This window comes from Actinokineospora guangxiensis, from assembly GCF_042657845.1.
GTDB lineage: Bacteria > Actinomycetota > Actinomycetes > Mycobacteriales > Pseudonocardiaceae > Actinokineospora > Actinokineospora guangxiensis.
In genome coordinates, this window is the sequence record NZ_JBHSKF010000001.1 from 610,476 (window position 1) to 623,042 (window position 12,567).

Sequence of the window (12,567 nt, forward strand, 5' to 3'; positions counted from 1 at the left end):
CGTTTCACCCCGGCGATGGCGGCGCTCGCCGAGCCGCCGGACCGGTCACCTCTAGACTCGCCGGGGTAAGGCGGGTCGGGCAAGGGAGGGCCATGAGCACGTCGATCTGCCGTCGCAAGGCGGGCGAGGACGCTGAGGTCATCGTCGTGGGGGCGGGCCCCGCGGGCTCGACCGCGGCGACGTACCTCGCCAGGGCCGGGCTGGATGTGCTGCTGCTGGAGAAGTCCGCCTTTCCCCGCGAGAAGGTCTGCGGCGACGGGCTGACCCCGCGCGGGGTCAAGCAGCTCATCGATCTCGGCATCGACACCCGCGAGCAGGCGGGCTGGCTGCACAACCGCGGTCTGCGCGTCGTCGGCGGCGGGGTCACGATGGAACTCGACTGGCCCGACCTGGCCTCCTTCCCCCCGTACGGCGTCGTCCGGCCCCGGCAGGACTTCGACGAGATGCTGGCCCGCACCGCCCAGCGCGCCGGCGCCCGGCTGCTGGAGAACACCTCCGTGCAGGGCGCGATCACCGACGACAAGACCGGCCGCGTGATCGGCGTCACCGCGAAGGCGGGTCCGGACCGGGTCCCCGTGACCTACCGCGCCCCGCTGGTGCTGGCCTGCGACGGCGTCTCCGCCCGGCTCGCGCTCTCCGTCGGGCTGGAGAAGATCGACAAGCGGCCGATGGGCGTCGCGGTGCGCCGGTACTACGAGTCGCCCAAGAGCAAGGACGACTACCTGGAGTCGCACCTTGAGCTCTGGGACCGCACCGACCCCGCCAACCCGGTGCTGCTGCCCGGCTACGGCTGGATCTTCGGCATGGGCGACGGCACCATCAACGCCGGGCTGGGCATCCTCTCCACGTCCAAGGCGTTCGGCACCACCGACTACCGCAAGCTGATGCGCTCCTGGCTCGACGGCACCCCCGAGGAGTGGGGCCTGCGCGAGGAGAACGCGATCGGCAAGGTCGGCGGCGCGGCGCTGCCGATGGGCTTCAACCGGACCCCGCACTACGTGCCCGGCCTGCTGCTCGTCGGCGACGCGGGCGGCATGGTGAACCCGTTCAACGGCGAGGGCATCGGCTACGCGATGGAGTCCGCGCGCATCGCCGCCGAGATCGTGGTCCAGGCCCTGGCGCGGGCCGAGGGCCCCGCCAGGGAGCGGGCGCTGGAGGGCTACCCGCTCGCCATGCGCCAGGCGCTGGGCAGCTACTACCGCCTCGGCAACATCTTCTCCAAGCTCATCGGCAACCCGGTCATCATGCGCACGGCCACCAAGTACGGCCTGCCGCGCAAGACGCTGATGAAGCTGGTCCTCAAGCTGCTCGCCGGCCTCTACGACGAGCGCGACGGTGACGCTTTCGACCGGATCATCACCGCGGCGACCCGGATGGCCCCGAGTGTCTGATCCGCGGGTGTGATCCGCGTCGGGCGGTCCGTCTGGTTGCCGACGCAAGCATCGCGTTAGCGCTGCTCAGGCACCTTTAGGGGGTGTCGTTCAGCACTGTGAGCCACGTCCTAGACTGGGTCCGATGCTGTGAACGCGTTCACAAGAGAGCGGTGTAGCTTGTGAAGGTTTTCACAAGCGTCGACCCGTCCGGTTAGGTCCGCCTAATGACCATTGGCGTGATCGCGAACTCTAGGGTTCGGCCGGAGGACGCCGGGGAAAGGACGCGAGGGTGTCGGTGCTGCTTGCCCAAGACGTGGACGTGACCACCGATCTGGGTGTGTATCTGCCCTTGGTGGCGATGTTCGTGTTGGCATTGGCCTTCGCCATCTTCTCTGCGCTGCTGGGGCCCCTCGTCGGCCCGTCGCGCTACAACAGGGCGAAGTTCGAGGCCTACGAGTGCGGCATCGAGCCGTCGCCGCAGCCGATCGTCGGCGGCGGGCGCGTCCCGGTCGCCTACTACCTGACCGCGATGCTGTTCATCCTGTTCGACATCGAGATGGTCTTTCTCTACCCGTTCGCGGTGTCGGCCGACGCGCTCGGGCTCTTCGGCCTGGTCGAGATCTTCTTGTTCATCGCCACCGTCGGATTCGCCTACGCCTACGTGTGGCGCCGCGGCGGGCTGGACTGGAACTAGAGAGAGGGGAGGCGGAACCGATGGGTCTTGAGGAGAAGCTCCCGAACGGCATCCTGCTGGCCAGCCTGGAGAAGCTGGTCAACTGGGGCCGCAAGAACTCGCTGTGGCCCGCGACGTTCGGACTGGCCTGCTGCGCCATCGAGATGATGACCACCGGCGGCCCGCGCTACGACATCGCCCGCTTCGGCATGGAGGCCTTCCGCGCCTCCCCGCGCCAGGCCGACCTGATGATCGTCGCCGGCCGGGTCACCAACAAGATGGCCCCGGTGCTGCGCCAGATCTACGACCAGATGGCCGAGCCGCGCTGGGTGCTCGCCATGGGCGTCTGCGCCTCCTCCGGCGGCATGTTCAACAACTACGCCGTGGTGCAGGGCGTCGACCACATCGTGCCGGTCGACATGTACCTGCCCGGCTGCCCGCCGCGCCCGGAGATGCTGCTCGACGCGATCCTGAAGCTGCACGCCAAGATCGGCGACGAGCCGATCAACGCCGCCCGCGCCGCCGCGCGACTGGAGCGCGGCGACCGCACCGAGCTGATCCCGTCCTCGGTGAAGTTCGCGAAGAAGAAGTGACCCATGGCTGCTGACGAGAACCCCACCACACCCCAGGCCGACGCCCCGGGCCGCGATCCCGGCGAGGAGGGCAGCAGCGCCCAGCGCCCGGACGCCGGCCTGGAGCCGGACACCACGCTGGCGCGTCCCGCCGAGCACCAGGCCCCCGTGCCCGCCGAGCCGGTCGTCGCCGGGCGCACCCGCCAGGGCATGTTCCAGGTCTCCGGCACCGGCGACACCTCCGGCTTCGGCGGCCTGCAGCTGCCCGCCTACAGCCCCGTCCCGGCCGAGCGCCCCTACGGCGGCTGGTTCGACGAGTTCGCCGACGACCTGCACACCGCGATGACCGCCCGCGAGATCCCCGCGGCGGCCATCCAGCAGGTCACCGTCGACCGCGGCGAGATCACCCTCTACGTGCAGCGCGAGCACCTGGTGGCGCTGTGCTGGACCCTGCGCGACGAGCAGGCCCTGCGCTTCGAGCTGTGCAGCTCGGTGTCCGGTGTGGACTACGGCGTCGACGTGCCGCAGCGGCTGCACACCGTCTACAACCTCACGTCGATGACCTACCGGCGGCGCATCCGCCTGGAGGTCGCCGTCGATGTCGAGGACGCGCGCATCCCCTCGATCGTCGAGGTCTACCCGACCGCCGACTGGCAGGAGCGGGAGGCGTGGGACATGTTCGGCATCGTCTACGACGGCCACCCCGCCCTGACCCGCATCCTCATGCCGGACGACTGGGACGGGCACCCGCAGCGCAAGGACTACCCGCTGGGCGGCATCCCGGTGGAGTACAAGGGCGCGGAGATTCCTCCGCCCGACCAGCGGAGGTCGTACTCGTGACCACGCACGACACCAGCGCCGAGGGCGTCAGCGCCGAAGACGCCTACGCCGACGAGCGCCGGACCACCGAGGGCAAGGTCTACACCGTCACCGGCGGCGACTGGGACGAGGTGCTGGAGGACGCCCAGCACGACGAGCGCATCGTCATCAACATGGGCCCGCAGCACCCGTCCACCCACGGCGTGCTGCGCCTGGTGCTGGAGCTGGAGGGCGAGACCGTCACCCAGGCCCGCTCGGTGATCGGCTACCTGCACACCGGCATCGAGAAGAACTGCGAGTACCGGACCTGGACCCAGGGCGTCACCTTCGTGACGCGTATGGACTACCTGGCGCCGCTGCACAACGAGGCCGCCTACTGCCTCGGCGTGGAGAAGCTGCTCGGCATCGAGGCCCCGCCGCGCGCGCAGACGATCCGGATCATCCTCATGGAGATCAACCGGATCACCTCGCACCTGGTGGCGCTGGCCACCGGCGGCATGGAGCTGGGCTCGCTGACGGCGATGACCTCGGGCTTCCGCGAGCGCGAAGAGGGCCTGCACCTGCTGGAGCACCTGACCGGCCTGCGCATGAACCACGCGTTCATCCGCCCCGGCGGCGTCGCCCAGGACCTGCCGGAGGACTACCACCAGCACATCACCGAGTTCATCAAGGTGATGCGCAAGCGGCTGCCCGACTACGACCGCCTGCTCACCGGGCAGCCGATCTGGCGCAACCGCCTCAAGGACGTCGGCTACCTGCCCGTCGACGCCTGCCTCGCGCTGGGCGTCACCGGTCCGGTCCTGCGCTCGGCGGGCCTGGCCTGGGACCTGCGCAAGACCGAGCCGTACCTGGGCTACGAGGACTACGACTTCGAGGTCCCGACCTCCACCGACGCCGACGCCTTCGCCCGCTACCTGCTGCGGCTGGAGGAGATGCGCCAGTCGCTGCGGATCATCGAGCAGGCGCTGCGCAAGCTGGAGCCCGGCCCGGTGATGGTGGAGGACGCCAAGGTCGCCTGGCCCGCCAAGCTGACCATCGGCTCCGACGGCATGGGCAACTCCCTCGAGCACGTCCGCAAGATCATGGGCCAGTCGATGGAGTCGCTGATCCACCACTTCAAGCTGGTGACCGAGGGCTTCAAGGTCCCGGCGGGCCAGGTGTACGTGCCGGTGGAGTCCCCGCGCGGCGAGCTGGGCTACCACCTCGTCTCCGACGGCGGCACCCGCCCGGTCCGCGTGCACGTGCGCGAACCCAGCTTCATCAACCTGCAGGCGATGCCCGCCATGAGCGAGGGCGGCATGGTCGCCGACCTCATCGCGGCCATCGCGTCGATCGACCCGGTGATGGGGGGTTGTGACCGGTGAGCGAGAACCTCAGCACCGGCAAGACCTATGGCGGCTCCAGCGTCGGCGGCGGTCCGACGCACCAGGAGACGGTGGCCGACGTGGACGTCGTCAAGATCGCGCCCGTCCCGGCCGAGCAGCTCGTGGAAGAGACCATGCCCGACCTGAGCGTGTTCGACACGCTCACCGTCGAGCGCGCCCAGGCGATCATCGCCCGCTACCCGCAGTCGCGCTCGGCGCTGCTGCCGATGCTGCACCTGGTGCAGTCGGTGGAGGGCCGGGTCAGCCAGGCGGGCATCCACTTCTGCGCCGCGCAGCTGGACCTCACCCCGGCCGAGGTGTCGGCCGTGGCGACCTTCTACACGATGTACAAGCGCAAGACCTGCGGCGAGCACCTGGTGTCGGTGTGCACCAACACCCTGTGCGCGGTCCTGGGCGGCGACGACATCTACAAGAAGCTCGGCGAGCACCTGGGCTCCGACGGCAAGAAGGTCGGGCACAACGAGACGGCGGGGGAGCCGGGCACGCCGGGCTCGATCACGCTGGAGCACGCCGAGTGCCTGGCCGCCTGCGACCTCGGCCCGGTCGTCCAGGTCAACTACGAGTTCTACGACAACCAGACCGTGGACTCCGCGGTGGCCCTGGTCGACGCGCTTCGCGCGGGCGAGCGCCCGGCCCCGACGCGCGGCGCGCCGCTGCGCGACTTCCGCACCGCCGAGCTGGAGCTGGCCGGGTTCTTCCCGGACGACGCCGCCGAGTACGCCGCTGGTGTGGACGGCCCGTCCGCGGCGGTGGAGACGCTGCGCGGAGCCCAGCTGGCCAACGAGCGCGGCTGGGTCGCGCCCGCGATGCCCGACACCGTGCGGCTGCCGTCGGAGAAGAAGCCCGCGGATTCGACTGATGTGGCGGTGACGAAGAAGTGAGTGCTCCCAACAAGCCCGCGCCGGTCACCCCGGTGCTGACCAAGCGGTGGCTGTCGCCGAAGTCGTGGTCGCTCAAGACCTACGAGCAGCTGGAGGGCTACACCGCCCTGCGCACGGCGCTCGGCGGCACCCCCGAGCAGCTCGTCGAGCTGGTCAAGGCCTCCGGCCTGCGCGGGCGCGGCGGCGCCGGGTTCCCCGCGGGCGTCAAGTGGTCGTTCATGCCGACCAACGAGGACAAGCCGCACTACCTGGTCATCAACGCCGACGAGGGCGAGCCGGGCACGTGCAAGGACATCCCGCTGATGATGGCGGACCCGCACTCGCTCATCGAGGGCTGCGTCATCGCCTCGTACGCGATGCGCGCGCACCACTGCTTCATCTATGTGCGCGGTGAGGCCCTGCACTGCATCCGCCGCCTCAACGCCGCGCTGCGCGAGGCCTACGGGGCGGGCTACCTGGGCAAGGACATCCTCGGCTCGGGCTACGACCTCGACATCGTCGTGCACGCGGGCGCGGGCGCCTACATCTGCGGCGAGGAGACGGCGCTGCTGGACTCCCTGGAGGGCCGCCGCGGCCAGCCGAGGCTCAAGCCGCCGTTCCCGGCCGCCGCGGGCCTCTACGCCGCGCCGACCACGGTCAACAACGTCGAGACCATCGCCAGCGTGCCGTTCATCGTCAACGGCGGCAGCGACTGGTTCCGCACCATGGGCACCGAGCGCTCGCCCGGCCCGAAGATCTACTCGATCTCCGGCCACGTGACCAACCCCGGCCAGTTCGAGGCGCCGCTGGGCACCACGCTGCGCGAGCTGCTGGAGCTGGCGGGGGGCATGAAGGACGGCATCCCGCTGAAGTTCTGGACCCCGGGCGGCTCGTCCACGCCGATGTTCACCGCCGAGCACCTCGACGTCCCGCTGGACTTCGAGGGCGCCGCCGAGGCGGGCTCGCTGCTGGGCACCACCGCGGTCATGGTCTTCAACGAGACCGTGTCCGTGCCGTGGGCGGTCATGAAGTGGACGCAGTTCTACGAGCACGAGTCCTGCGGCAAGTGCACGCCGTGCCGCGAGGGCACCTACTGGCTGACCGGCATCCTGGAGCGGATGGTCGCGGGCGAGGGCACCGAGGCCGACATCGAGACGATGCTCGACATCTGCGACAACATCCTCGGCCGCAGCTTCTGCGCCCTCGGTGACGGCGCGGTCGCGCCGATCACCAGCGGCATCCAGTACTTCCGCGACGAGTTCTTGGCCCTCTGCGACAAGAACCGCAAGCCCGAACTCGCTGGAGCGCAGGCATGACGATCGCCCCGGAGAACCCCACCACGGACAAGCCCCCGGTACCCGAGGGGCACGTGCGGCTGACCATCGACGGCATCGAGGTCGACGCGCCCAAGGGCGAGCTGGTCATCCGCACCGCCGAGCGGCTCGGGATCATGATCCCGCGCTTCTGCGACCACCCGCTGCTGGAGCCCGCGGGCGCCTGCAGGCAGTGCCTGGTCGAGGTCGAGATGGGCGGTCGGCCGATGCCGAAGCCCCAGGCCAGCTGCACGATCACGGTGGCCGACGGCATGGTCGTCAACACCCAGGAGACCTCGCCGGTCGCCGACAAGGCCCAGCGTGGCGTGATGGAGCTGCTGCTCATCAACCACCCGCTGGACTGCCCGATCTGCGACAAGGGCGGCGAGTGCCCGCTGCAGAACCAGGCGATGTCCAACGGCCGCGCGGACTCCCGCTTCGTGGAGACCAAGCGGACCTTCGCCAAGCCGCTGCCGATCAGCACCCAGGTGCTGCTCGACCGCGAGCGCTGCGTGCTCTGCCAGCGCTGCACCCGCTTCTCCGCCCAGATCGCCGGCGACCCGTTCATCGAGCTGCTGGAGCGCGGCGCGCAGCAGCAGATCGGCATCGCCGAGGAGAAGCCCTTCCAGAGCTACTTCTCCGGCAACACCATCCAGATCTGCCCGGTCGGCGCGCTCACCAGCGCCGCCTACCGCTTCCGCTCCCGCCCGTTCGACCTGGTGTCCACCCCGGGCGTCTGCGAGGGCTGCTCGTCGGGCTGCGCCGAGCGCACCGACTGGCGCCGCGGCAAGATCATGCGCAAGCTGGCCGCCGACGACCCGCAGGTCAACGAGGAGTGGATCTGCGACAAGGGCCGCTTCGCCTTCCGCTACGTCACCGCCGACGACCGGATCACCCGGCCGATGGTGCGCGACGCCGCGACCGGCGAGCTGGTCGAGTCCAGCTGGACCGAGGCGCTCACCGCCGCCGCCGAGGGCCTCGCCGCCGCTCGCGAGCAGGGGGTCGGCGTGCTGGCGGGCGGTCGGCTGACCGTCGAGGACGCCTACGCCTACGCCAAGTTCGCCCGCGTCGCCCTCGGCACCAACGACGTGGACTTCCGCGCCCGGCCGCACTCGGCCGAGGAGCTGGACTTCCTCGCCTCGACCATCGTCGGCACCGCACCCGACGACGGCGTGACGTTCGCCGCGATCGAGGGTGCGCCCGCGGTGCTGTGCGTGGCCTTCGAGCCGGAGGAAGAAGCGCCCATCGTCTTCCTGCGGCTGCGCAAGGCCGCGCGCAAGACCCGCACCAAGGTCTTCCACGTCGGCCAGTGGAGCAGCCCCAGCGTCACCAAGACCTCGGGCACGCTGCTGGCCTGCGCCCCCGGCGCCGAGCCCACGACCCTCGACGCGCTCGGCCAGCACGCCCCCGACGTGACCGCGGCGCTGGGCGCGGCGGGTGCGGTGATCCTCGTCGGCGAGCGCGCCGCGGCGATCCCCGGCCTGTTCAGCGCGGTGCTGCGGCTGGCGGGCTCGACCGGCGCGAAGGTCGCCTGGATTCCCCGCCGCGCCGGTGAGCGCGGCGCGCTGGAGGCGGGCGCGGTCCCGACGCTGCTGCCGGGCGGACGCCCGGTCGCCGACGCCGGAGCCCGTGCCGCCGTCGAGCAGGTGTGGGGCCTGGCCGAGGGCGCGCTGCCCGCGCTGCCCGGCCGCGACACCGACGAGATCCTCGCCGCCGCGGCGGCGGGCCGGCTCGGCGGCCTCGTGGTCGGCGGTGTCGACCCGTTCGACCTGGCCGACCCGGAGCTGGCGCTGCGCGCGCTGGAGACCGCGGGCTTCGTCGTGAGCCTGGAGCTGCGCCGCAGCGCGGTCACCGACCGCGCCCACGTCGTGCTCCCGGTGGCCGCCGCCGCCGAGAAGTCGGGCAGCTTCCTCAACTGGGAGGGCCGCCACCGCCCGTTCGGCCTGACGCTGGAGACCTCCGGCGCGCTGCCGGACTGCCGGGTCCTGGACACCCTCGCCGTCGAGATGGACGCCGACCTGTTCACCCAGACCCCGGCCGCCGCCGCGGCCGACCTGGCCAAGCTGACCGGCGCCAACGCCGTCGCGCGCAGCGCCGCCGCCCCGGACGTGGCCGCCGCGCCGCGCACCGCGGGCGCGGGCGAGGCCGTGCTGGCGTCCTGGCGGATGCTGCTGGACAACGGCTCGCTGCAGGACGGCGAGCCGCACCTGGCGGGCACCCAGCGCCCGGTCTACGCCCGGATGTCGCTGAGCACCGCGACCGCGCTCGGCGTGGCCGTCACCGGGACCGCCACGGTGAGCACCGCGCGCGGCTCGGTCGACGTGCCGGTGCACGTGGCCGACCTGCCCGACGGCGTGGTCTGGCTGCCCACCAACTCGCCCGGCTCGGCGCTGCGCGCCGCGCTCGGCGCGGGCCACGGCGACGTCGTCAGCGTCACCGGAGTCTCTGGAGGCACTTCATGACGCGCGCAGAGCTGCTCGCGGACGACCCGTTCTGGCTGATCGCGATCAAGTGCGTCGTCCTGCTGCTGCTGGGCGCCCTGATGACCATGTTCATGATCATCTGGGAGCGCAAGGTCGTCGCCCGCATGCAGCACCGCCCCGGCCCCAACCGGGTCGGCCCCGGCGGGTGGCTGCAGTCGGTCGCCGATGCGATCAAGCTCCCGTTCAAGGAGCAGATCATCCCGGACACGGCCGACCGGAAGGTGTACTTCCTCGCGCCGATCGTCTCCACGGTGCCCGCGTTCCTGGCCTTCTCGGTGATCCCCTTCGGACCCGAGGTCAGCATCTTCGGCGAGCGCACCGTGCTGCAGCTGGTCGACCTGCCGGTCGGCGCGCTGGTCGTGCTGGCCTGCTCGTCGCTGGGCGTCTACGGCATCGTGCTCGCGGGCTGGGCGTCCGGCTCGCCGTACCCGCTGCTCGGCGGCCTGCGCTCGGCGGCGCAGGTGATCTCCTACGAGATCGCGCTCGGACTGTCCATCGTGGCGGTGATCCTGCACGCGGGCTCGCTGTCCACAGGCGACATCGTGGACGCGCAACAGAGCATCTGGTTCGCCGTCACCCTGGTGCCGAGCTTCCTGATCTTCTTCGTGTCGATGGTCGGCGAGACCAACCGTGCCCCGTTCGACCTCCCCGAGGCCGAGTCGGAGCTGGTCGGCGGCTTCCACACCGAGTACAGCTCGATGAAGTTCGCGCTGTTCTTCCTCGCCGAGTACGTGAACATGGTCATCGTCTCGGCGATGTGCACCACGCTGTTCCTCGGCGGGTACATGGCGCCGTGGCCGATCTCGCTCATCAACGACAACATGTTCAACACCGGCTGGTGGCCGGTGCTGTGGTTCATGGGCAAGACGCTGATGATCCTGTTCGTCTTCATCTGGCTGCGCGGCACGCTGCCCCGCCTGCGCTACGACCAGTTCATGAAGCTCGGCTGGAAGTTCCTGGTCCCGGCGAACCTGATCTGGATCGTCGGCGTCACCGCCATCCGCGCCTTCCGCGCCGAGGGCGAGATCTCCACGACCACGATCCTGGTCGCCGGCGGTGTCGTGCTGATCCTGCTGATCGGCCTGAGCTTCCTGCTGCCGGAGAAGAACGTCGAGCGCGGGCCGAAGCCGATCGAGCTGACCGGCGGCGGCTACCCCGTCCCGCCCCTGGACCTACAGGTGCCGGACAAGAACAGCCCCAAGGCCGTGCGCGCCCGCAAGCGCCGCCAGGCCGTGCCCGTCGGCGCGGGCCCGGACGAGGCCCAGAAGGAGACCGACCAGTGAGCATCTTCGATCCGCTCAAGGGCTTCGGCGTCACCTTCGGCACGATGTTCAAGAAGGTCGTGACCGAGGAGTACCCCGAGGACTGGCCTGGCGCCGCGCCCCGCTACCACGGCCGCCACCAGCTCAACCGGCACCCGGACGGGCTGGAGAAGTGCGTCGGCTGCGAGCTGTGCGCCTGGGCCTGCCCGGCCGACGCGATCTTCGTCGAGGGCGGCGACAACACCGACGAGGAGCGCTACTCCCCGGGTGAGCGCTACGGAGCCGACTACCAGATCAACTACCTGCGGTGCATCGGCTGCGGCCTGTGCGTCGAGGCCTGCCCGACCCGCTCGCTGACGATGATCACCGAGTTCGAGCTGGCCGACGACGACCGCCAGCGGCTCATCTACACCAAGGAGCAGCTGCTCGCGCCGCTGCTGCCCGGCATGGAGCAGCCCCCGCACCCGATGCGCCTCGGCGACCACGAGCAGGACTACTACGTCCTCGGTCCCGAGCTGGCCAAGGGAGACGTGAAGTGACGCACCGCATGTCGGCACTGCTCTGCGACTCGCGTGACACCCGGCAGCACCCCAGGGGACCGGGACGGGACTTCACCACGAGCACGCCCGCGACCGGAGCGGTGCGTCGTAACGCGACCACCACGGTGACATGCGGGGAGGCGGAATGAGCGCGATGCTGCTGGCCCAGCAGGCGACCGTCACCACCGGTGAGGCCGCCGCGTTCTGGGTGCTCGGCCCGCTGGCGCTGGCCGGCGGCCTCGGCATGATCTTCGCCCGCAACGCGGTGCACTCGGCGCTGTTCCTGGTGCTGACGATGCTCAGCCTCGGTGTCATCTACATGGTCCAGCAGGCCCCGTTCCTCGGGTTCGTGCAGATCATCGTCTACACCGGCGCGATCATGATGCTGTTCCTGTTCGTGCTGATGCTCGTCGGCCGCGACTCCTCGGACTCCGTCGTCGAGGTGCTGCGCGGGCAGCGGCTGTGGGCGACGGTGCTCGGCGTGGCCATGGCCGTGCTGATCGTCGGCGCCCTGGCCCGTGCCCTGACCGACGTCACCCCGCTGAACCTGGCGGGCGAGCAGGCCAACGGCGGCGAGGGCAACGTCGCCAACCTGGGCAAGGCGATCTTCACCGACTACCTGCTCCCGTTCGAGCTGACCTCGGCGCTGCTGATCACCGCCGCCATCGGCGCGATGATCCTCGGCCACATCGACCGGGTGCGGGCGGGCAAGCGCTCCCAGCGCGAGCTGGTCATCGCCCGCTTCCGCGGCGAGCACGACCGCCCGTCGCCGCTGCCCGGCCCCGGCGTCTTCGCCACCGCCAACTCGGTGGCCACCCCGGCGCTGCTGCCCGACGGCTCGGTCGCCCCGGAGTCCCTCTCGCGCATCCTCGACGTCACCGTCGCCGAGACCCTGGACGAGGACCGCAAGGCCGTCTCCGGGTCGAACGCCGACGCCGACGCGAAGGCGCTCACCGGCAAGGAGGACGGGGACAAGTGACTCCCACCTACTACCTGCTGCTGTCGGCGCTGCTGTTCACCATCGGCGCGGTCGGCGTTCTGGTGCGGCGCAACGCCATCGTCGTGTTCATGTGCATCGAGCTGATGCTCAACGCGGTGAACCTGTCGCTGGTCACCTTCGCCCGCATCAACGGCGAGCTGGACGGGCAGATCATGGCGTTCTTCGTGATGGTCGTGGCCGCGGCCGAGGTCGTCGTCGGCCTGGCGATCATCATGTCGATCTTCCGGACCCGCCGGACCGCGTCCGTGGACGACGCGAACCTGCTGAAGTACTAAGGGGAACTCGGTG

At 70.6% G+C, this 12,567-nt stretch carries 12 protein-coding genes; all 12 read left to right on the forward strand.

Annotated elements, in window-relative coordinates; translation table 11 throughout:
- The first annotated feature begins 92 nt into the window (after positions 1-92).
- The 12 genes from ACFPM7_RS02865 (at position 93) to nuoK (ending at position 12,554) form a co-directional block, all read left to right on the forward strand.
- Complete coding sequence (locus ACFPM7_RS02865; protein WP_378243413.1) at positions 93-1,391, forward strand: geranylgeranyl reductase family protein; 1,299 nt, start codon at positions 93-95, stop codon at positions 1,389-1,391.
- Between the two features lie 271 nt (positions 1,392-1,662).
- Entirely contained in the window at positions 1,663-2,067 is a 405-nt protein-coding gene (locus ACFPM7_RS02870; RefSeq protein ID WP_378243415.1) for an NADH-quinone oxidoreductase subunit A, read from the forward strand.
- 20 nt (positions 2,068-2,087) lie between these two features.
- On the forward strand, positions 2,088-2,639 hold the full coding sequence (locus ACFPM7_RS02875) for a NuoB/complex I 20 kDa subunit family protein (RefSeq protein ID WP_378243417.1): 552 nt from the start codon (positions 2,088-2,090) through the stop codon (positions 2,637-2,639).
- A 3-nt stretch (positions 2,640-2,642) separates the two neighbouring features.
- Positions 2,643-3,458 (forward strand): NADH-quinone oxidoreductase subunit C, encoded by an 816-nt coding sequence (locus tag ACFPM7_RS02880; RefSeq protein WP_378243419.1) that lies wholly within the window; start codon positions 2,643-2,645, stop codon positions 3,456-3,458.
- Positions 3,455-4,801 (forward strand): NADH-quinone oxidoreductase subunit D, encoded by a 1,347-nt coding sequence (locus tag ACFPM7_RS02885; protein ID WP_378243421.1) that lies wholly within the window; start codon positions 3,455-3,457, stop codon positions 4,799-4,801. The genes ACFPM7_RS02880 and ACFPM7_RS02885 overlap by 4 nt, the downstream gene beginning before the upstream one ends.
- On the forward strand, positions 4,798-5,703 hold the full coding sequence (gene nuoE / locus ACFPM7_RS02890) for an NADH-quinone oxidoreductase subunit NuoE (RefSeq protein ID WP_378243423.1): 906 nt from the start codon (positions 4,798-4,800) through the stop codon (positions 5,701-5,703). The genes ACFPM7_RS02885 and nuoE overlap by 4 nt, the downstream gene beginning before the upstream one ends.
- The gene (gene nuoF, locus ACFPM7_RS02895) at positions 5,700-6,998 is read left to right on the forward strand and encodes an NADH-quinone oxidoreductase subunit NuoF (RefSeq protein WP_378243425.1); all 1,299 of its coding nucleotides are present in this window, start codon (positions 5,700-5,702) and stop codon (positions 6,996-6,998) included. Before nuoE ends, nuoF begins: the two co-directional genes overlap by 4 nt.
- The gene (locus ACFPM7_RS02900) at positions 6,995-9,457 is read left to right on the forward strand and encodes an NADH-quinone oxidoreductase subunit G (RefSeq protein WP_378243427.1); all 2,463 of its coding nucleotides are present in this window, start codon (positions 6,995-6,997) and stop codon (positions 9,455-9,457) included. The genes nuoF and ACFPM7_RS02900 overlap by 4 nt, the downstream gene beginning before the upstream one ends.
- A complete protein-coding gene (gene nuoH, locus ACFPM7_RS02905; protein ID WP_378243429.1) occupies positions 9,454-10,761 on the forward strand; it encodes an NADH-quinone oxidoreductase subunit NuoH in 1,308 nt (435 codons plus the stop codon). The genes ACFPM7_RS02900 and nuoH overlap by 4 nt, the downstream gene beginning before the upstream one ends.
- The gene (gene nuoI, locus ACFPM7_RS02910; RefSeq protein ID WP_378243431.1) at positions 10,758-11,279 is read left to right on the forward strand and encodes an NADH-quinone oxidoreductase subunit NuoI; all 522 of its coding nucleotides are present in this window, start codon (positions 10,758-10,760) and stop codon (positions 11,277-11,279) included. The genes nuoH and nuoI overlap by 4 nt, the downstream gene beginning before the upstream one ends.
- A 145-nt stretch (positions 11,280-11,424) precedes the next feature.
- A complete protein-coding gene (locus tag ACFPM7_RS02915) occupies positions 11,425-12,258 on the forward strand; it encodes an NADH-quinone oxidoreductase subunit J (protein WP_378243433.1) in 834 nt (277 codons plus the stop codon).
- Entirely contained in the window at positions 12,255-12,554 is a 300-nt protein-coding gene (gene nuoK / locus ACFPM7_RS02920; protein WP_378243434.1) for an NADH-quinone oxidoreductase subunit NuoK, read from the forward strand. Before ACFPM7_RS02915 ends, nuoK begins: the two co-directional genes overlap by 4 nt.
- Positions 12,555-12,567 lie beyond the last annotated feature (13 nt).